The sequence below is a fragment of the Pseudomonas sp. TE6288 genome (genome assembly GCF_054062095.1).
In genome coordinates this window covers 1-18,287 of sequence record NZ_JBSSEW010000023.1, presented here as the reverse complement: position 1 = coordinate 18,287, position 18,287 = coordinate 1, and the positions used below count along the sequence as shown (strand labels likewise).

Genomic DNA, 18,287 nt, shown 5'->3' with positions numbered 1-18,287 from the left:
ATTGTTTCAGGAGGAACAGGCATGCAGTCAATTCGCCGGGTCGCGATCCTGGGGGGCAACCGGATTCCCTTCGCCCGCTCCAATGGCGCCTACGCCAAGGCCAGCAACCAGGCGATGCTCACCGCCGCCCTCGAAGGCCTGGTGGAGCGTTACCGCCTGCATGGGCTGCGCCTGGGCGAGGTCGCGGCGGGGGCAGTGCTCAAGCACTCGCGTGACATGAACCTGACCCGCGAGTGCGTGCTCGGCTCGCGCTTGTCGCCGCAGACGCCGGCCTACGATATCCAGCAGGCCTGCGGCACCGGGCTGGAGGCGGCGTTGCTGGTGGCCAACAAGATCGCCCTGGGGCAGATCGACAGTGGCATCGCCGGCGGCGTCGACACTACCTCGGACGCCCCCATCGCCGTGAGCGAAGGGCTGCGCCAGATCCTGCTGCAGGCCAACCGTGGCAAGAGCCTTGGCGAGCGTCTCAAGCCTTTCCTCAAGTTGCGTCCGGGCCTGCTCAAACCCGAGCTGCCGCGCAACGGCGAGCCGCGCACGGGGCTGTCGATGGGCGAGCATTGCGAGCGCATGGCGCAGACCTGGCAGATCGAGCGTGGCGACCAGGATGCGCTGGCGCTGCTCAGCCATCAGCATCTGGCGGCGTCCTATCGTGAGGGATGGCACGACGACCTGCTCACGCCTTACCTGGGCTTGACCCGCGACAACAACCTGCGCGCCGACCTCACCCTGGAACAGCTGGCCAAGCTCAAGCCGGTGTTCGAGCGCAGCGGCCTCGGCACGCTCACCCCGGGCAACTCCACGCCGCTGACCGATGGTGCCTCGCTGGTGCTGCTCGGCAGCGAGGCCTGGGCTGAGGAACATGGCCTCAAGGTGCAGGCCTACTTGGTCGACGGCGAGGCGGCGGCGGTGGATTTCGTCCATGGCCAGGAGGGCCTGCTGATGGCGCCGGTGTACGCGGTGCCACGGCTGCTGGCACGCAACGGCCTGACCTTGCAGGACTTCGATTTCTACGAAATCCACGAAGCCTTTGCCGCCCAGGTGCTGTGCACTCTCAAGGCCTGGGAAGATGCCGACTACTGCCGCACACGGCTGGGGCTCGATGCGCCGCTCGGTGCGATTGACCGTACCAGGCTGAACGTGAAGGGCAGTTCGCTGGCTGCAGGGCACCCGTTCGCCGCGACGGGCGGGCGGATTCTGGCGAACATGGCCAAGCTGCTCAGCGAGCGGGGCAAGGGGCGCGGCCTGATCTCCATCTGCGCGGCGGGCGGACAGGGGGTGACGGCGATCATCGAGCGATAGGTTCGGCGTTGACTGCGATGGCTGATACCCTTGTCCGTCCCGAGACACCAGGCCCCATCATGTCGACTATCGGCCCACGCCCCATCCCCACGCTGGACCACTTGCCCAGGCCGCTCTACGCCCGTGCCGAGAGCCTCGGCGCTGGCTCCTGGACCACCCGCCACCGCCATGACTGGGTGCAGTTCTCCTACGCCATCAGCGGGGTGCTTGGCGTGTACACCAGCGACGGCAGCTACTTCGCCCCGCCGCAATGGGGCGTGTGGATCCCGGCCGGCACCGAGCACGAGGTGGTGACCTCGATGCAGGCCGAGATGCGCAGCCTGTATGTGCGCAGCGATGCCTGCCCATGGTCACCCAGCGAATGCCGGGTGCTGGAGGTCACGCCGCTGGCGCGCGAGCTGATCAAGCAGTTCTGCACCTTCGCGGTGGCCTATCCGCAAGGCGACAGTGCCGAGGCGCGGCTGGTGGCGGTGTTGCTGGACCAACTGCGCACTCTGCCGCAGGTGGGCTTCTCGCTGCCGTTGCCGCGCCATCCGGGTTTGCTGGCGTTGTGCAACAGGCTGATCGCCGCGCCCGACCAGGTGCAGACCTTGCAGCAGTGGGCCGTGCAACTGGGGGTGTCGGAAAAGACCCTGATGCGCCTGTTCCAGCGCGAGACGGGGCTGAGCTTTCGCAACTGGCGCCAGCGCATGCGCCTGCTGACGTCGCTGGCGCTGCTGGAAGCGGGGGAGAGCGTCACCCAGGCGGCGCTGGGTTGCGGTTATGACTCGACCTCGGCCTACATTGCCGCGTTCAAGCAATTGTTCGGGGCGACGCCGGGAGAGCTTCGCCTGTAGCAGGTAAAAGGCCGGTCGGTGGGCAACCGCGCATCTACAAGAGCGCGCGTGCCCACCGACGGCGACTCAGGTCCTGAACCTGCGCACCAGCGCATCCAGCTCGTTGGACAACCCGGCCAGGCTCTCGGAGTCCTGACGCGCCGCCTGGGCCAGTTCCGCCACCAGTTGCGCATCGCCATGGATCTGGCTGATGTGGCGGTTGATGTCCTCGGCCACCTGGTGCTGTTCCTCGGCGGCGGTGGCGATCTGGGTGTTCATGTCGCGGATGACATCCACCGATTCGCGGATCTGGCCGAAGCTGTCGCGGGCCAGGCCGATACGGCTGACCGACTGCTGCGACACCTCGATGCTGGCGTGCATCTGTTCGGCCACCTGGGCGGTGCGGCTGGCCAGGTTGCCGAGCAGGCCGTCGATCTCGGCGGTGGAGTCGGCGGTGCGCTTGGCCAGGGCGCGGACTTCGTCGGCGACCACGGCAAAGCCGCGGCCCTGCTCGCCAGCGCGGGCTGCCTCGATGGCGGCGTTGAGCGCCAGCAGGTTGGTCTGCTCGGCAATCGAGCGGATGGTGCCGAGGATCGACTGGATGGCATTGCTGTCGCGTTCCAGTTGCTGGATCGACTGCGCCGACTGCTCGATTTCCTGGCTCAGGCGATCGACGCTCTGTACCGCCGCGTCGATCTGCTGCTGCCCTTCGCGGGCCTGCTGCTGGCCACTGTCGGCCGATTGCGCGGCCTGGCTGCAGGAACGGGCCACTTCGTTGGCGGTGGCGACCATCTCATGGAAGGCGGTGGAAACCATGTCCACCGCCTCGCGCTGGCGCCCGGCGGCTTCGGCCATGTCGCCGGAGACGCGGGTCGAGCTGTTGGAGGTGCTGAGGATCTTGCTTGCCGCACCACCGATGTGCTGGATCAGGCTGCGGATGGCGCCGAGGAACTGGTTGAACCAGCTGGCCAGCTGGGCGGTTTCGTCGCGGCCGCGGATCTCCAGGTTGCGGGTCAGGTCGCCTTCGCCCTGGGCGATGTCCTCCAGGCCGCTGGTGACACTGTTGATCGGGCGCACGATGAGCTTGGCGAACGCCGCGCCCACCACGGCGAACACGGCGGCCAGGATCAACGCGACGACGCCGATCAGCCAGGTAAGGCGGGTGGTGGTCTGCATCACTTCGTCTTGCTGGATCAGGCCGATGAAGGTCCAGCCGAGTTTCTCGTCGGGGTAGACGTTGGCCATGTAGCGCTCGCCGTTCAACTGTACTTCGGCCAGGCCCTTGCCGGCCTTGGCCAGCTCGGCGTAGCCGTCGCCCAGGCTGGCGAGCTGCTTGAAGTTGTGGCTGGCGTCGCGCGGGTCGACCATCACGTTGCCGTTGTTTTCCATGAGGATCAGGTAGCCGCTCTCGCCCAGTTTGATCTGCTTGACGATCTCGGTCAGGCCCTTGAGCGACACATCGATATTGACCACGCCGCCCGGGTTGCCCAGCGTGTTGGCCACGGCGCGCACGGTGCTGACCAGTACGGCGTCGTCGCCGGCCCAGTAGTAGGGTGCGGTACGCAGGGTCTTGCCGGGGTTGGCCATGGCCGCCTGGTACCAGGGGCGGGTACGCGGGTCGTAGTTGGCCATTTTCGGATCGCCCGGCCAGAACGCGTAGCCGCCGTCCTTCAGGCCGTAGGACACATAGGCGTAGTCCGGGTGGCTCTGGGCCAGGCGGCTGAACAGGTCGAACAGCGCCTTGTCCTGCTCGCCGGGGGCGATGTTGGCGGCATCGGCACTGATGTGCTTCTTGACGTTGTCAGCGCTGGCCGCCACCAAGGGTTGCGCGGCGAGGTAGTCGACGTTCTGGGTGATGCCCTGGAAGAAGATGTCCATGGCGTTGCCGACCTGGCGAATCTCCCGGCTGCTGTTGTCGAGGAAATCGTCGCGGGCTTCGCCGCGCAGGTTGAGCACCACCAGGGTGGCGACCAGGACGATGGGCAGGCCGGCGATGATGGCGAAGGCCCAGGTGAGTTTCTGCTTGATGTTCATCCACGCTCCCAGAGTTGTTCTTGTCGTTGCACGAGGCTGTAACAGTGCATCGGCAAAGCCTGGGTTTTATGTAGGCGAACTCCCGTATTTATTGGGTGAAAAGGCTATTCAAGGGGATATCGGTCGAGGCTGGCTAATATGGCATACCAAAAGGTGTCCGCAGGAACGGCATACTGCCGCTCCCGCAGACGATGCCCTCAGTGACAGCAGCCGCTGCCATTGGCCAGGTCCTTGAGGATCGGGCAGTCCGGGCGGTCATCGCCCTGGCAGTGCGCCACCAGCTCACCGAGGGTGTCGCGCAGGCTCACCAGCTCTTCGATGCGCTGGTTCAGCGCGTCGATATGTTGCATGGCCAGGGCCTTCACGTCGGCGCTGGCGCGCTGGCGGTCCTGCCACAGGGTCAGCAGCTTGGCGACTTCGTCCAGGGAGAAGCCCAGGTCCCGCGAGCGCTTGATGAACGCAAGGCTGTGCAGGTCTTCCTGCTGGTACAGGCGATAGCCGCTTTCGCTGCGCGTGGCAGGGCGCAACAGGCCGATGGACTCGTAGTAACGGATCATCTTGGCGCTGAGCCCGCTGCGGCGGGCGGCCTGGCCGATGTTCATGGCGCCTCCTGGTCGATGGCGGTGGGTTTCCAGGTTTTCAGCCACAGGGCGTTGCTGACCACGCTGACGCTGGACAGGGCCATGGCGGCGCCGGCCAGTACCGGGTTGAGGTAACCGAGGGCGGCCAGGGGGATGCCGACCAGGTTGTAGATGAAGGCCCAGAACAGGTTCTGGCGGATCTTCGCATAGGTCTTGCGGCTGATGTCCAATGCCGCGGGCACCAGGCGCGGATCACCGCGCATCAGGGTGATGCCGGCGGCCTGCATGGCCACGTCGGTGCCGCCGCCCATGGCGATGCCGATATCGGCTGCGGCCAGTGCCGGGGCGTCGTTGATGCCGTCGCCGACCATGGCCACCACGCCTTCCTGTTTGAGCGCGGCGACTGTAGCTGCCTTGTCCGCCGGCAGCACTTCGGCATGCACGTCATCGATGCCCAAGGCGTCGGCCACCACCTTGGCGCTGCCACGGTTGTCGCCTGTCAGCAGGTGGCTGCTGATGCCACGCGCATGCAGCGCGTCGATGGCCGCACCGGCGCCGGGCTTGAGGCTGTCGCCGAAGGCGAACAGGCCGAGCACGCGTGGCTGCTGGCCACGCTCTATCAACCAGGACAGCGTGCGGCCCTCGGCTTCCCAGGCCTGCGCACTGTTGGCCAGGTCGCCCGGCGGCAGTCCGTTTTCGTCGAGCAGGCGACGGTTGCCCAGGGCCAGTTCACGGCCATCTACCTGGCCGGCGATGCCGCGACCGGTGAGCGACTGGCTGGCAGCGACCTGCGGCACGTGCAGGCCTTGCTCGGCGCAGGCGTCGAGTACCGCCTTGGCCAATGGGTGCTCGCTGCCGCGTTGCAGGGCACCGGCCAGGCGCAGCAACTCGCCGTTGTCGCCGCTGCTGGCCCGGCTGTGGACGATGCGCGGGCTGCCCGAGGTGAGCGTGCCGGTCTTGTCGAACACCACGCTGTTCACCGCATGGGCACGCTCCAGTGCTTCGGCGTCCTTGATCAGGATGCCGTGGCGGGCGGCGACGCCGGTGCCGGCCATGATCGCGGCGGGCGTGGCCAGGCCGAGGGCGCATGGGCAGGCGATCACCAGCACGGCGACGGCATTGATCAGGGCGGTTTCCAGCGGCGCGCCGGCCAGCCACCAGCCGACCAGGGTGATCAGCGCCAGCACCAGTACTGCTGGCACGAATACCTGGCTGACCCGGTCGACCAGTTTCTGGATAGGCGCCTTGGCCGCCTGGGCGTCCTCGACCAGGCGGATGATGCGGGCGAGCACGGTCTCGGCGCCCAAGGCCTGGGTTTTTACCAGCAGCCGGCCTTCGCCGTTGATGGCTCCACCGGTTACCGAGTCGCCAGGCGCCTTGGGCACGGGCAGGCTTTCGCCGCTGATCAGCGCTTCATCGGCATGGCTGCTGCCTTCGAGCACTTCACCATCGACCGGGAAGCGCTCGCCGGGTTTGACCAGCACCCGGTCGCCCAGGCGCAACTGACTGATCGCCACCTCTTCCTCGCGCCCCTCGATGACCCGCACCGCCCGTTCCGGGCGCAGCGCCTCCAGCGCCCGGATGGCACTGGCGGTCTGGCGCTTGGCACGGCTTTCCAGGTACTTGCCCAGCAGCACCAGGGCGATGACCACCGCCGAGGCTTCGAAATACAGGTGCGGTTCCATGCCGCTGTGGGCGTTGGCCCATTGGTACAGGCTCAGGCCGTAGCCGGCGCTGGTGCCCAGGGCGACCAGCAGGTCCATGTTGCCGGCACCGGCGCGCACGGCCTTCCAGGCAGCGACATAGAAGCGTGCGCCGAGGATGAACTGCACCGGCGTGGCCAGCAGGAACTGCGCCCAGGCCGGCAGCATCCAGTGCACCCCAAAGGGTTGCGCCAGCATCGGCAGTACCAATGGCAGGGCCAGCAGCAGGGCGGCGCCGACCGCCAGGCGTTCGTTGCGCAGGCGACGTTGGGCCTGGGCCTGGTCATCGTCGGCGGTGCGCGGCAGGCTGGCGCTATAGCCGGCCTTTTCCACTGCGGCGATCAACACGCCGTCATCGACGGCCTGCAAAACTTCGAGGTGGGCGCGTTCGCTGGCCAGGTTGACGCTGACCTGCTCGACCCCCGGCAGCTTGCCGAGGGCGCGTTCGACACGGCCGGCGCAGCTGGCGCAGGTCATGCCGCCGATCAGCAGTTCGAGGGTACGGGTGGGGACGCTGTAACCGGCGTCGCGCACCGCGCCGACCAATGCCGGCAGGCTGTCGGCCGGCGCCTGGACACGGGCCTGCTCGGTGGCCAGGTTGACGCTGACATGTTCGGTGCCGGTGACCTTGCGCAGGGCGCGTTCGACCCGACCTGCGCAACTGGCGCAGGTCATGCCGCTGATCGGCAGGTCGAAGGTGGTGGATGCGGGCATGGCTCTCTCCTCCGTGGATAGGCCTTCAGCATCAACCTTGCCATGCGGGCAAGGTCAATAGCCCAGGTTGGCTTGCCTCAATTCCAGGCCCTTGTGCCCTGTGGCGATGCGGTACTTCTTGATCTGCCCCGCCTGCAACATCAGGCGCGTGCTGCGCTGGTCCTCGATACCCGGGGCGCAACCGGGCATCTGCCCGGGGAGCAGGCGCAAGCGTACATCGACAGGGCCCGGTGGCAGGTTGAACGAGGTCGATTGCTCCTGGAACAGCCGGCCGGCCAACTGATCGTTGAGGTAGATACCGATCTCGCAACTGCTGGCCACTTCCAGGCGTTCCCGGGAAATCATCAGCACGCTGTAGTCCGAGTTGCCTTCGGCGCTGGCCGGTGGCACCACGGCCAGCGCGCCCAGCAGTCCGACTAGGCTCATTGCTGCCCTGATCATGAAGAATCTCCTGCTTGCCAAAATCGTCAAAGGCGCAGCTTGGCCGAGCCGCGCAAGGATTTCCAGCCCGGCCGTTTGACGCGGAACTTGACCTTGCCCCGATGGCAAGGCTGAAAGTGGACAAAACCCACAAGGAGGCAACCCCTATGCAAGTGTTCAATGTACAAGGCATGACCTGTGGCCATTGCGTGAAAGGCGTGACCCGTGCGGTGCAGGAGCAGGACGCCGCGGCGCGAGTGGAAGTGGACCTGGCGGCGAAGCAGGTGCGGGTGGACAGTGCGCTGGCGGCGGATCAGATCCTGGCGGCGATTCGTGAAGAGGGATATCAGGCCGAGGTGGCCTGAACGGCTGGATTGTCCAGCTAAAGCATTTCTGTAGAAGCGGGCTGCCCGGGCAAGTCCGCGTCTACAGAAATGCAGGCCAATTATTACAAAGGTTTTCAACGCCCAATGATCCAGTGCGGGTAGACTAACCGACTTGCTTAGCCTGCTATGGATTCTCCATGAACCTGCGAACCTTGCTGATTCTCGGCGCCCTCAGTGCGTTCGGGCCTTTGGCGATCGACTTCTATCTGCCAGCCTTCCCGGCCATGGCGCATGCCTTCGCCACCGACGAAAAGCATGTGCAGACGACCCTGGCCGCCTATTTCCTCGGCCTGTCCCTGGGCCAGCTCGCCTACGGGCCAGTGGCCGACCGTTTCGGCCGGCGTATTCCGCTGCTTTTTGGGGTTGGCTTGTTCACCATCGCCTCCCTGGCCTGTGCCTATGCACCCAACCTCGACAGTTTGATCGTGGCGCGCTTCGTCCAGGCCCTGGGTGGCTGCGCCGGCATGGTGCTGTCGCGGGCGATCGTCAGCGACAAGTGCGACGCGGTGGCCTCGGCCAAGGTGTTTTCGCAATTGATGTTGGTGATGGGCCTGGCACCGATTCTCGCGCCGATGCTCGGTGGCGTGCTGGTCAATGTGTCTGGTTGGCAGTCGATTTTCCTCGCCCTGAGCCTGTTCAGCGCGGCCTGCCTGGTGGCCGTCGGCCTGGGACTGCCGGAGAGCCTGCCGGCACATGTGCCGCGCCAGCCCTTGTCGGGGGCGCTGCGCCAGTACCTGCGGCTGTTCGGTGACCGGGTATTTGTCGGCCATGCGTTGACCGGCGGCATCGCCATCGCCGGGATGTTCGCCTACATTGCCGGTTCACCGTTCGTGTTCATCAAGTTGTACGGGGTGCCCGCCGAGCACTATGGCTGGTTGTTCGGCACCAACGCCGCAGGCTTCATCCTGATGGCCCAGGTCAATGCGCGTCTGCTGGCCAAGCGTGGCCCGGCGTTCCTGCTGGCGCGGGCAGTGTGGCTGTACCTGGTGGCGGCGCTGGCGCTGCTGGTGGTCGCGGCGCTGCGCCCAGCGCAGTTGTGGCCGTTGCTGGTGCCGTTGTTCGTATGCATCGCCAGCCTTGGTTGCATCATCCCCAACGCCTCGGCCTGCGCCATGAGCGGGCAGGGCACGCGGGCAGGCAGCGCCTCGGCGCTGATGGGCTGCCTGCAGTTCAGCGTCGCCGCGGGTGCGGCAGCGCTGGTCGGGGTGCTGCACGATGGCAGCGCGGTGCCCATGGCGCTGGTGATCAGCCTGTGTGGCGCGCTGGTGGTCAGTGTCGCAATGTTGACCCGGCGGCTGCAGGCCAGCCGGCCTGCGTGAGCGGGTGGGGCGCGTTCAGGCGCGCCTCGAGCAGGGCGACGAATGACCGCGCCTCGGCCTCGTTGCGGAAACTCACCACATGCTGATCGAGCTGGACTTGCCAGGGGCAAGCGGGATTTCGGTTCGACGCACTGACGACAATCTTCATCGCGATCCACCTCCAGTGAGCGGGAGCGGAACTAGTGTAGCGCCGCCCCCGCCGCTCGCCATGGCCAGGATCAGTCCCCTGACTGACGGTCATGGTGGCCTGAAGTAGGGAGACCTTCTGTTTTGCAGGGCAGAAGTTTTCACCGTGCCTATCGGACTTTTCTAGCTTCTTGATAATCGCTATCAGCCACGTTCCTGGCGCAGCCACAGTAGAACGGGGGCATCAGCCGTGTCTGCGGTGTGGCGCACTGACAGACGCATCTTTCAGAACGGTGCTCGGGGGACCAACGCCGACCCATTCCGGGCATACCCCCCTCAAGGCGAGCCCCCTCCAGCGGCTTATACTGCCTCAGGCGCCCAATGCCAGCGTGAGATCCTTCCTGGCCTGGCGCTGACCATCCGGCACACGAACAATCCCGTGCTTGCCCGCACAGGCGGCAGGGCGTCAGCGGTTGTCGCCGCCAGACGAGATACATCAGGGAGCTTCAGTTTCATGACCGCAGTCCGCAGCATCAGTCAGGTTGCCAGCCTGATGGCCGAACCCAAGCGCAGCGCCATGTTGTGGGCGTTGATCGATGGCACCCCGCGTGCGGCGGACGAGCTTGCCGTGATCACCGGCCTGAGCACTTCGTCGGCCTGCGCGCACCTGTCGCTGCTGTCCAGTGCCGGCTTGCTCAGGCAGGAGGCGCGTGGGCGCAAACGCTTCTTCCGCCTGGCAACGCCGGAGGTCGGCACCGCGGTGGAGGCCCTTGCCAGCGTCCAGTTGGCCAGCCGCTCAGCCGTGGGGCAGAGCACCTCGCTGCAAATCCCCCTGTCAATGCGCAAGGCGCGCCTGTGCGGCGACCATCTGGGCGGCGAGGTGGCTGCCGCGTTGCTGCATCGGCTGCATGTAGCGGGTTGGTTGGAGGGCAGCGAACAGCAACTGGCCGTGAGCCAGGAGGGCAAGGGGCAACTGGAGGCGCTGGGGGTGTTCATCGACGCACTGGCCGCCGCCGACCGGCGTGGCTGCGTGATCTGCCACTGCAGCAAGTGGAACGACCAGGGCCCGCACCTGGGCGGTTGCCTGGGCAAGGCGTTGCTCAGGTTGTTCACCCAGTCGGGCTGGGTGCGTGAGCAGGAGGGCAGCCGGGCGGTACACCTTACACCGCTCGGCCAGCAGCAGATCAACGCGATCGCCTGCCTGCCCTCGCGCCAGGCCGGTTAGCGCAACAGGCGTGCGTCCAGGCTGTTCTGCGCCAGGCGGCGTGCCTGGTCCTGGGTCATGCCCAGGTGCTGGTGCAGGGCATGGAAGTTTTCGGTGACGTAGCCGCCGAAGTAGGCCGGGTCATCGGAGTTGACCGTGACCTTCACGCCACGCTCGAGCATGTCGAGGATATTGTGCTGGCTCATGTGGTCGAACACGCACAGCTTGGTGTTGGACAGCGGGCAGACAGTCAGCGGGATCTGCTCGTCGATGATGCGCTGCATCAGGCGTTCGTCCTCGATGGCGCGCACGCCGTGGTCGATACGCTGGATCTTGAGCAGGTCGAGTGCCTCCCAGATGTATTCGGGCGGGCCTTCCTCGCCGGCATGGGCCACGGTCAGGAAGCCTTCGCTGCGGGCGCGGTCGAAGACGCGCTGGAACTTGCTGGGCGGATGGCCTTTTTCCGAGCTGTCCAGGCCTACGGCGACGAACGCCTCACGGAAGGGCAGGGCCTGGTCGAGGGTCTGTTGCGCCTCGTCCTCGCTCAGGTGGCGCAGGAAGCTGAGGATCAAACCACTGGAGATGCCCAGCTGTTCACGGCCATCCTTGAGTGCGCCGGTGATGCCATTGAGCACCACCTCGAACGGGATGCCCCGGTCGGTGTGGGTCTGGGGGTCGAAGAACGGCTCGGTGTGGATAACGTTCTGCGCCTTGCAGCGTTGCAGGTAAGCCCAGGTCAGGTCGTAGAAATCCTGCTCGGTACGCAGGACGCCAGCGCCCTGGTAGTAGAGGTCGAGGAATTCCTGCAGGTTGTTGAAGGCATAGGCGCCGCGCAGGGTTTCGACATCGGCCCAGGGCAGCGCAACCTTGTTGCGCTCGGCCAGGGCGAACAGCAGTTCGGGCTCCAGCGAGCCCTCCAGGTGCATGTGCAGTTCCGCCTTGGGCAAGGCGTTCAGCCAGTCATACATGTGTGCAATCTCGATCAGGTACGGTTGGCCGCCATTCTACAGGGCCTGGCCGGGCAATGCGCCCACCCAGGCCCGCAAGGCCCTGGATCACCAGGTGAGCGGCTCGCCCTTGTAGTTGATGAAGCGCAGGCCGCCGTTGCCGCTCTGCGCCTTGATCTGCTCGAGCATGCCACGGGTGCTGGTGAGCACGTCGATCTCGGCATTCTCGCCGCCCATGTCGGTCTTCACCCAGCCCGGGTGCATGGCCAGCACGGCAAGGTCGGGGCGCTGCAGCTCGACCACGAAGCTGTTGATCATCGAGTTGAGGGCGGCCTTGCTGGCCTTGTACAGGCAGATCTCACCGCCGTCGGGGATGGTCACGCTACCCAGGATCGAGCTCATGAACGCCAGCACGCCGCTGTCTTTGCGGATGAGTTCGGCCAGGCGCCGGGCCACGCGGATCGGCGCCACGGCGTTGGTCATGAACAGCTCGCCAATCTGCTGTACCTGCACGCTTTCCAGGTCCTGCGGCAGCGGGCCCATCACGCCGGCGTTGACGAACACCAGGTCGAACACTTCACCCTGCAGGCGCTGCTTGAGCCCGTCGAGCTGGGCGGTGTCGTTCATCTCCAGGCGCTCGATACGCACACCGGAAACCTCGCGCAGAGCGCCTGGCTGTTGCGGGTCGCGCACGGTGGCGACGACATTCCAGCCGTCTTCCTGCAGGCGTTGCACCAGCCCCAGGCCAAGGCCTCGGGAGGCGCCGATGATCAGGGCGTTCTTGTTTGCGGTCATTGCGATACTCCATATCAAAGGCTGGGCGAGCGCTGTTGTGCATAGTTTCGCTCGCCGCGCGACAACGGGGTGATTGCCCTCCACCGGGAAAGGCCTGGGTGACGAGCATAAACCAGGTACCTGGCGCTCGCCTTGTGGAGACTGATCAAAAAACGATCGATTGCCTGGAAAGCCTGTGGGGGCTGGGCCTGGCGCTGTAGTTCACGGGTTATCCACAAGCCGCTCCACAGTAATTGTGTGCAAGCGCAGCGGGCCTGAAAATGGTGGTTTGGGGGCGGGCTTACATTGAAAGCTGGGGATAACTCACAGTCTTTCAGTCACTTGTGCCGGTGTCACACGAATGTGATCAAAATATGCTCAATGCTTCGCAGGCCTTGTCGCACAAGGCCTGTATCAGCTTGCCCAAAGCTTATCCACAGGCAGGCCCACAGTAGTTGTGGGCAACGCTCACTCTCTTTCCAGCAGAATGCGACCGCGGCTCAGGTCGGCGAGTTGCTGCTGCAGTGACGCGAGGTGGATCTCACCCAGGGCGATGCGCAGGTCGACGCCGTTAGCGGTGAACTGCTCGTCCAGCACCACGCCGTCCACCTCAGCCAGGCGCAGCTTGAGCAGCGCCAGTTCGCTGAAGGTGCAACTGCAACTGAACGCGCTGCGCTGCACCAGCACACGCTTGGGTGCCTGCTGCAGGCATTTGTTGGCGCCGCCGCCGTAGGCCCGGGCCAGTCCACCGGTGCCCAGCTGGATGCCGCCGTACCAGCGGATCACCAACACCACCACCTGGTCGCAGTCCTGGGCTTCGATGGCGGCGAGGATCGGTCGCCCGGCCGTGCCGCCCGGTTCGCCGTCATCGCTGCTGCGGTACTGGGCGCCGAGCTTCCAGGCCCAGCAGTTGTGGGTGGCCGCCAGGTCGCTGTGGCGTTCGATGAAGGCCATGGCCTCGGCGGGGCTGTCGATCGGGCCGGCGAGGGTGATGAAGCGGCTCTTGCGGATTTCTTCGCGCCATTCGCAGAGCTCGAGCAGGGTAGAAGGCATAAGTCCGGGTCAGGCAGGCGTGCTGATGCCGCAGCCTTTGAGAATGATGTGGATAAGATTGTTGCTGGCGTCTTCCATGTCCTGCTTGGTCAGGCGGCTGCGGCCGGTGACCTGGCAGATCTGGGTGGCGAAGTCGGCATAGTGCTGGGTGCTGCCCCAGAGCAGGAAGATCAGGTGCACCGGATCTACCTGGTCCATCTTGCCGGCGTCCATCCAGGCCTGGAACACCGCGGCGCGGCCACGGAACCATTCGCGGTAGTCGGCGCTGAAGTACTCGCTCAGGCACTCGCCGCCGCTGATCACTTCCATGGCGAAGATCCGCGAGGCCTGCGGGTTGCGCCGGGAGAACTCCATCTTGGTGCGGATGTACTGGCTGAGCGCCTCGGCCGGGTCGTCCTCCACGCTCAGGGCGTTGAAGGTGCTGTCCCACAGTTCGATGATGTTGCTCAGCACCGCGATGTACAGGCCCAGCTTGTTGGTGAAGTAATAATGCAGGTTGGCCTTGGGCAGCCCGGCCTTGAGCGCGATGGTGTTCATGCTCGTGCCCTTGTAGCCGTGGCGGGCGAACTCGTCCTCGGCGGCCTGGATGATGGCCTGTTCGTTCTTCTGGCGGATGCGGCCGGCGGGCTTGCCCGAGGTGGGGGAGCGATGCGCAGGGACTTCTAGGGTCATGGACGATTCCGGGCGGGTCGTTACGGATGTCCGACAGATTACCTGCCTGTGGCGAAGTGACAAGCATTAGCGTCAGGGACAGGCATCAGCGTGTCGCAGCCAGGCTCTCGAGGAAGCTTTCCAGCACCAGGTTCGGCCGCCGGCCCTTGCGCGTCACCCAGCTCAGGCCCAGGTCATAGAAGCGCTGGGTGGGCTTCAGCGCGCGCAGGCGACCTTGCTGCACCCAGAAGCTGGCGTAGTGGTCGGGCAGGTAGCCGATGTAGCGCCCCGTCAGGATCAGGAAGGCCATGCCTTCGCGATCCGAGGCGCTGGCTGTGCAGTGCAGGGCCTGGTAGTGCGCCTGGATGTCGGCGGGCAGGCGGAAGGTCGGGGCGATCGCGTCCTGGGCGTTGAGGCGATCGTCATCGATCTGCAGGTCGTCGGCGTAGAACAGCGGGTGGCCGACCGCGCAATAGAGCAGGGAGCGCTCGCTGTACAGCGGCTGGTACTCAAGCCCCGACAGCGGGCTGGTCTGCGGCACCACGCCCACGTGCAGGCTGCCGTCGAGCACGCCCTGCTCGACCTGGCTGGGGGCGATCATGCGGATCTGGATGCGCACATCGGGGCCGCGGTCCTTGAGTTCGGCCAGAGCGTGGGTGATGCGCATGTGCGGCAGGGTGACCAGGTTGTCGGTGAGGCCGATGTTCAGCTCACCGCGCAGGTGCTGGTGCAGGCCATTGACCTCGGTGCGGAACGACTCCAGGGCGCTGAGCAGTTGCAGCGCCGAGTGGTAGACCTCGCGCCCCTCCTCGGTCAGCGAAAAACCCGCCCGGCCGCGTTGGCACAGGCGCAGCCCCAGGCGTTGCTCGAGGTCGTTCATCTGCTGGCTGATGGCCGAGCGGCCGATGCCCAGGACGTTTTCCGCCGCTGAAAAGCCGCCGCACTCGACCACGCTGCGGTAGATCTTCAATAGGCGAATGTCAAAATCGCTGACCTGGGCGAGGGGATCGGGGCGTCGGCTCATTAGTTTAGTTATCCGCTGACTGAAGGTTAGAAAAGCTGGGTTTTTCGAACTTTATCGCCGTGACAACTTAGCTGCAACAACACCCATCGTTGCCTAATCGTCTTTCGAGGAACCGCCCGATGAACATGCCCGAATCCGCTCAAGCCGGCCTGGCCAGCCAGCTCAAGCTGGACGCTCACTGGATGCCGTACACCGCCAACCGCAACTTCCAGCGCGACCCGCGGCTGATCGTGGCGGCCGAAGGCAACTACCTGGTCGACGACAAGGGCCGCAAGGTGTTCGACGCCCTGTCGGGCCTGTGGACCTGCGGCGCCGGGCATACCCGCAAGGAGATCAGCGAGGCAGTGGCTCGCCAGGTCGCCACCCTCGACTACTCGCCGGCCTTCCAGTTCGGCCATCCGCTGTCGTTCCAGCTGGCCGAGAAGATCGCCAACCTGGTACCGGGCGACCTGAACCACGTGTTCTTCACCAACTCCGGCTCCGAGTGCGCCGACACCGCGCTGAAAATGGTTCGTGCCTACTGGCGCCTGAAAGGCCAGGCCACCAAGACCAAGATCATCGGCCGTGCCCGTGGCTATCACGGGGTCAACATCGCCGGCACCAGCCTGGGTGGCGTCAACGGCAACCGCAAGCTGTTCGGTCAGTTGCTGGACGTCGATCACCTGCCCCACACCGTGCTGCCGGCCAACGTGTTCAGCAAGGGCATGCCGGAAGAGGGCGGTATCGCCCTGGCCGACGAGATGCTCAAGCTGATCGAGCTGCATGACGCCTCGAACATCGCCGCGGTGATCGTCGAGCCGCTGGCTGGTTCCGCCGGTGTGCTGCCGCCGCCGAAGGGCTACCTCAAGCGCCTGCGCGAGATCTGCAGCCAGCACAACATCCTGCTGATCTTCGACGAAGTGATCACCGGCTTCGGCCGCATGGGCGCCATGACCGGTGCTGAAGCCTTCGGTGTGACCCCGGACCTGATGTGCATCGCCAAGCAGGTCACCAACGGCGCCATCCCGATGGGCGCGGTGATCGCCACCGGCGAGATCTACCAGACCTTCATGAACCAGCCGACCCCTGAGTACGCGGTGGAATTCCCCCACGGCTACACCTATTCGGCGCACCCGGTGGCCTGCGCCGCCGGCATCGCCGCGCTGGACCTGCTGCAGAAGGAAAACCTGGTGCAGTCCGCCGCCGAGCTGGCGCCGCACTTCGAGAAGCTGCTGCACGGTGTCAAGGGCACCAAGAACGTCGTCGACATCCGCAACTACGGCCTTGCCGGCGCGATCCAGATTGCCGCGCGCGACGGTGATGCCATCGTCCGTCCGTACGAGGCGGCCATGAAGCTGTGGCAAGCCGGCTTCTATGTACGCTTCGGTGGCGACACCCTGCAATTTGGGCCGACCTTCAACACCCAGCCACAAGAGCTGGACCGTCTGTTCGACGCCGTGGGCGAAGCCCTGAACAAGGTCGACTGATTTTTCCGATTTTGACGTCGGGCGTGTGAGTACCACGCGCCTGTCTCTACCTTCTTTATCTGGAGTTATGCATGAGCATTGTTCAGCACCTGATCCACGGCGAGCTGGTCAGCAAGGGCGAGCGCACCGCCGATGTCTTCAACCCGTCGACCGGCCAGGCCGTGCGCAAGGTCGAGCTGGCCAGCCGCGCCACCATCCAGCAGGCCATCGATTCGGCCAAGGCCGCCTTCCCGGCCTGGCGCAATACCCCGCCAGCCAAGCGCGCCCAGGTGATGTTCCGCTTCAAGCAGCTGCTTGAGCAGAACGAAGCGAAAATCTCGCAGATGATCAGCGAGGAACACGGCAAGACCGTGGAGGACGCTGCGGGCGAACTCAAGCGTGGCATCGAGAACGTCGAGTTCGCCTGCGGCGCCCCGGAGCTGCTCAAGGGTGAATACAGCCGCAACGTCGGCCCGAACATCGACGCCTGGTCCGATTTCCAGCCGCTGGGCATCGTCGCCGGTATCACCCCGTTCAACTTCCCGGCCATGGTGCCGCTGTGGATGTACCCGCTGGCCATCGCCTGCGGCAACGCATTCATTCTCAAACCGTCCGAGCGTGATCCCAGCTCGACCCTCTATATCGCCCAGTTGCTGCTGGAGGCCGGCCTGCCGAAGGGCATCCTCAACGTGGTGCATGGCGACAAGGAAGCGGTTGACGCGCTGATCGAGGCGCCAGAGGTCAAGGCCCTGAGCTTCGTCGGCTCGACCCCGATCGCCGAATACATCTATGCCGAAGGCACCAAGCGCGGCAAGCGCGTGCAGGCATTGGGCGGCGCGAAGAACCACGCGGTGTTGATGCCTGATGCCGACCTGGACAACGCGGTCAGCGCGCTGATGGGCGCCGCCTATGGTTCTTGCGGCGAGCGCTGCATGGCCATTTCGGTGGCGGTGTGTGTCGGCGACCAGGTGGCCGATGCGCTGATTGCCAAGCTGGAGCCGCAGATCAAGGCGCTGAAGATCGGTGCCGGTACGTCCTGCGGCCTGGATATGGGCCCGCTGGTGACTGCCGCTGCCCGTGACAAGGTGGTGGGTTACATTGACGACGGCGTTGCCGCTGGCGCCAAGCTGGTGGTCGATGGGCGCGGTTTCCGTGTGCCCGGTAATGAAGATGGCTATTTCGTTGGTGGCACCTTGTTCGACAAGGTCACCCCCGAAATGCGCATCTATAAGGAAGAGATTTTCGGGCCGGTGCTGTGCGTGGTGCGGGTGAACAGCCTGGAGCAGGCCATGCAGTTGATCAACGAGCATGAGTACGGCAACGGTACCTGCATCTTCACCCGTGACGGTGAGGCGGCGCGGCTGTTCTGCGACGAGATCGAAGTGGGCATGGTTGGCGTCAACGTGCCGCTGCCGGTGCCGGTGGCGTATCACAGCTTCGGTGGCTGGAAGCGTTCGCTGTTTGGTGACCTGCATGCGTACGGGCCGGACGGTGTGCGTTTCTATACCCGTCGCAAGGCGATCACCCAGCGTTGGCCGCAGCGGGCCAGCCATGAGGCGTCGCAGTTTGCCTTCCCTAGCTTGTAAGGCGCAGGGATGAAAGCGGGGCGGCCGAGAGGCCGCCCCGCTTTGTTTTGAGGTTTTGCTTTATATAACTGAAATAAAGGTTGACGGGGTTTCAGATCCCCTTATAATGCGCCCACTTCCAGCGACATCGGAACGAAAAACTCCTTGAATATCAAAGAGTTGATTGTTTGGAAAGGTTCCGGAAGTGCTTCGGTCATCTGATCGGC

Annotated in this window: 16 protein-coding genes and 1 pseudogene; 7 read left to right on the top strand and 10 right to left on the bottom strand. The window is 65.2% G+C overall.

Annotated elements, in window-relative coordinates:
• Positions 1-21: 21 nt before the first annotated feature.
• Complete coding sequence (locus tag ACVWY1_RS21810) at positions 22-1,299, top strand: acetyl-CoA C-acetyltransferase (protein ID WP_046854143.1); 1,278 nt, start codon at positions 22-24, stop codon at positions 1,297-1,299.
• A gap of 59 nt (positions 1,300-1,358) precedes the next feature.
• Positions 1,359-2,135, top strand: coding sequence for an AraC family transcriptional regulator (locus tag ACVWY1_RS21805; protein WP_102684820.1), 777 nt, complete (start codon positions 1,359-1,361; stop codon positions 2,133-2,135).
• Between the two features lie 66 nt (positions 2,136-2,201).
• On the opposite strand, the gene ACVWY1_RS21800 is transcribed toward ACVWY1_RS21805, so the two are convergent.
• The 5 genes and pseudogenes from ACVWY1_RS21800 to ACVWY1_RS21780 all read right to left on the bottom strand — a co-directional run bounded on the left by ACVWY1_RS21800 (position 2,202) and on the right by ACVWY1_RS21780 (position 7,587).
• Positions 2,202-2,930, bottom strand: a complete 729-nt coding sequence (locus tag ACVWY1_RS21800; RefSeq protein WP_371918152.1) for a methyl-accepting chemotaxis protein — start codon at positions 2,928-2,930, stop codon at positions 2,202-2,204.
• 129 nt (positions 2,931-3,059) lie between these two features.
• Positions 3,060-3,992, bottom strand: a pseudogene (locus ACVWY1_RS21795) (HAMP domain-containing protein); the annotation flags it as partial.
• A gap of 353 nt (positions 3,993-4,345) precedes the next feature.
• Positions 4,346-4,750 (bottom strand): Cu(I)-responsive transcriptional regulator, encoded by a 405-nt coding sequence (gene cueR, locus ACVWY1_RS21790; RefSeq protein ID WP_023631307.1) that lies wholly within the window; start codon positions 4,748-4,750, stop codon positions 4,346-4,348.
• Complete coding sequence (locus ACVWY1_RS21785) at positions 4,747-7,146, bottom strand: heavy metal translocating P-type ATPase (RefSeq protein WP_457378745.1); 2,400 nt, start codon at positions 7,144-7,146, stop codon at positions 4,747-4,749. The genes cueR and ACVWY1_RS21785 overlap by 4 nt, the downstream gene beginning before the upstream one ends.
• A 54-nt stretch (positions 7,147-7,200) precedes the next feature.
• Complete coding sequence (locus tag ACVWY1_RS21780; RefSeq protein ID WP_102690719.1) at positions 7,201-7,587, bottom strand: hypothetical protein; 387 nt, start codon at positions 7,585-7,587, stop codon at positions 7,201-7,203.
• Between the two features lie 146 nt (positions 7,588-7,733).
• Between ACVWY1_RS21780 and ACVWY1_RS21775 the strand changes: the two genes are divergently transcribed.
• The 3 genes from ACVWY1_RS21775 (at position 7,734) to ACVWY1_RS21765 (ending at position 10,622) form a co-directional block, all read left to right on the top strand.
• Positions 7,734-7,931 carry a heavy-metal-associated domain-containing protein gene (locus ACVWY1_RS21775; RefSeq protein ID WP_023632213.1) on the top strand — a complete coding sequence of 66 codons (198 nt, stop codon included), beginning with the start codon at positions 7,734-7,736 and terminating at the stop codon, positions 7,929-7,931.
• 158 nt (positions 7,932-8,089) lie between these two features.
• Positions 8,090-9,271 carry a multidrug effflux MFS transporter gene (locus ACVWY1_RS21770; protein WP_139668455.1) on the top strand — a complete coding sequence of 394 codons (1,182 nt, stop codon included), beginning with the start codon at positions 8,090-8,092 and terminating at the stop codon, positions 9,269-9,271.
• Between the two features lie 640 nt (positions 9,272-9,911).
• A complete protein-coding gene (locus ACVWY1_RS21765) occupies positions 9,912-10,622 on the top strand; it encodes a transcriptional regulator (protein ID WP_457378744.1) in 711 nt (236 codons plus the stop codon).
• Here the strand turns inward: ACVWY1_RS21765 and ACVWY1_RS21760 are convergent.
• The 5 genes from ACVWY1_RS21760 to ACVWY1_RS21740 all read right to left on the bottom strand — a co-directional run bounded on the left by ACVWY1_RS21760 (position 10,619) and on the right by ACVWY1_RS21740 (position 15,050).
• Complete coding sequence (locus tag ACVWY1_RS21760) at positions 10,619-11,569, bottom strand: adenosine deaminase (protein WP_102684827.1); 951 nt, start codon at positions 11,567-11,569, stop codon at positions 10,619-10,621. The genes ACVWY1_RS21765 and ACVWY1_RS21760 overlap by 4 nt on opposite strands.
• 87 nt (positions 11,570-11,656) lie before the next feature.
• Positions 11,657-12,343: an SDR family oxidoreductase gene (locus ACVWY1_RS21755; protein ID WP_111533376.1), complete on the bottom strand. Its 687-nt coding sequence runs from the start codon at positions 12,341-12,343 to the stop codon at positions 11,657-11,659.
• A gap of 447 nt (positions 12,344-12,790) precedes the next feature.
• Positions 12,791-13,375: an IMPACT family protein gene (locus ACVWY1_RS21750; protein ID WP_102684829.1), complete on the bottom strand. Its 585-nt coding sequence runs from the start codon at positions 13,373-13,375 to the stop codon at positions 12,791-12,793.
• A 9-nt stretch (positions 13,376-13,384) separates the two neighbouring features.
• Complete coding sequence (locus ACVWY1_RS21745; RefSeq protein ID WP_102684830.1) at positions 13,385-14,047, bottom strand: TetR/AcrR family transcriptional regulator; 663 nt, start codon at positions 14,045-14,047, stop codon at positions 13,385-13,387.
• 85 nt (positions 14,048-14,132) lie between these two features.
• Positions 14,133-15,050: a LysR family transcriptional regulator gene (locus ACVWY1_RS21740; RefSeq protein WP_110703785.1), complete on the bottom strand. Its 918-nt coding sequence runs from the start codon at positions 15,048-15,050 to the stop codon at positions 14,133-14,135.
• A gap of 119 nt (positions 15,051-15,169) precedes the next feature.
• Between ACVWY1_RS21740 and ACVWY1_RS21735 the strand changes: the two genes are divergently transcribed.
• Positions 15,170-16,516, top strand: a complete 1,347-nt coding sequence (locus ACVWY1_RS21735) for an aspartate aminotransferase family protein (RefSeq protein ID WP_046854153.1) — start codon at positions 15,170-15,172, stop codon at positions 16,514-16,516.
• A 71-nt stretch (positions 16,517-16,587) separates the two neighbouring features.
• The gene (locus ACVWY1_RS21730) at positions 16,588-18,081 is read left to right on the top strand and encodes a CoA-acylating methylmalonate-semialdehyde dehydrogenase (RefSeq protein ID WP_457378743.1); all 1,494 of its coding nucleotides are present in this window, start codon (positions 16,588-16,590) and stop codon (positions 18,079-18,081) included.
• The last annotated feature ends 206 nt before the right edge of the window (positions 18,082-18,287 follow it).

Coding starts and splice junctions, on each gene's coding strand:
- ACVWY1_RS21765 (WP_457378744.1), top strand. CDS start 9,912: ATGACCGCAGTCCGCAGCATCAGTCAGGTTGCCAGCCTGATGGCCGAA.
- ACVWY1_RS21805 (WP_102684820.1), top strand. CDS start 1,359: ATGTCGACTATCGGCCCACGCCCCATCCCCACGCTGGACCACTTGCCC.
- ACVWY1_RS21740 (WP_110703785.1), bottom strand. CDS start 15,050: ATGAGCCGACGCCCCGATCCCCTCGCCCAGGTCAGCGATTTTGACATT.
- ACVWY1_RS21750 (WP_102684829.1), bottom strand. CDS start 13,375: ATGCCTTCTACCCTGCTCGAGCTCTGCGAATGGCGCGAAGAAATCCGC.
- ACVWY1_RS21775 (WP_023632213.1), top strand. CDS start 7,734: ATGCAAGTGTTCAATGTACAAGGCATGACCTGTGGCCATTGCGTGAAA.
- ACVWY1_RS21755 (WP_111533376.1), bottom strand. CDS start 12,343: ATGACCGCAAACAAGAACGCCCTGATCATCGGCGCCTCCCGAGGCCTT.
- ACVWY1_RS21760 (WP_102684827.1), bottom strand. CDS start 11,569: ATGTATGACTGGCTGAACGCCTTGCCCAAGGCGGAACTGCACATGCAC.
- ACVWY1_RS21745 (WP_102684830.1), bottom strand. CDS start 14,047: ATGACCCTAGAAGTCCCTGCGCATCGCTCCCCCACCTCGGGCAAGCCC.
- ACVWY1_RS21770 (WP_139668455.1), top strand. CDS start 8,090: ATGAACCTGCGAACCTTGCTGATTCTCGGCGCCCTCAGTGCGTTCGGG.
- ACVWY1_RS21730 (WP_457378743.1), top strand. CDS start 16,588: ATGAGCATTGTTCAGCACCTGATCCACGGCGAGCTGGTCAGCAAGGGC.
- ACVWY1_RS21810 (WP_046854143.1), top strand. CDS start 22: ATGCAGTCAATTCGCCGGGTCGCGATCCTGGGGGGCAACCGGATTCCC.
- ACVWY1_RS21735 (WP_046854153.1), top strand. CDS start 15,170: ATGAACATGCCCGAATCCGCTCAAGCCGGCCTGGCCAGCCAGCTCAAG.
- cueR (WP_023631307.1), bottom strand. CDS start 4,750: ATGAACATCGGCCAGGCCGCCCGCCGCAGCGGGCTCAGCGCCAAGATG.
- ACVWY1_RS21785 (WP_457378745.1), bottom strand. CDS start 7,146: ATGCCCGCATCCACCACCTTCGACCTGCCGATCAGCGGCATGACCTGC.
- ACVWY1_RS21800 (WP_371918152.1), bottom strand. CDS start 2,930: ATGGTTTCCACCGCCTTCCATGAGATGGTCGCCACCGCCAACGAAGTG.
- ACVWY1_RS21780 (WP_102690719.1), bottom strand. CDS start 7,587: ATGATCAGGGCAGCAATGAGCCTAGTCGGACTGCTGGGCGCGCTGGCC.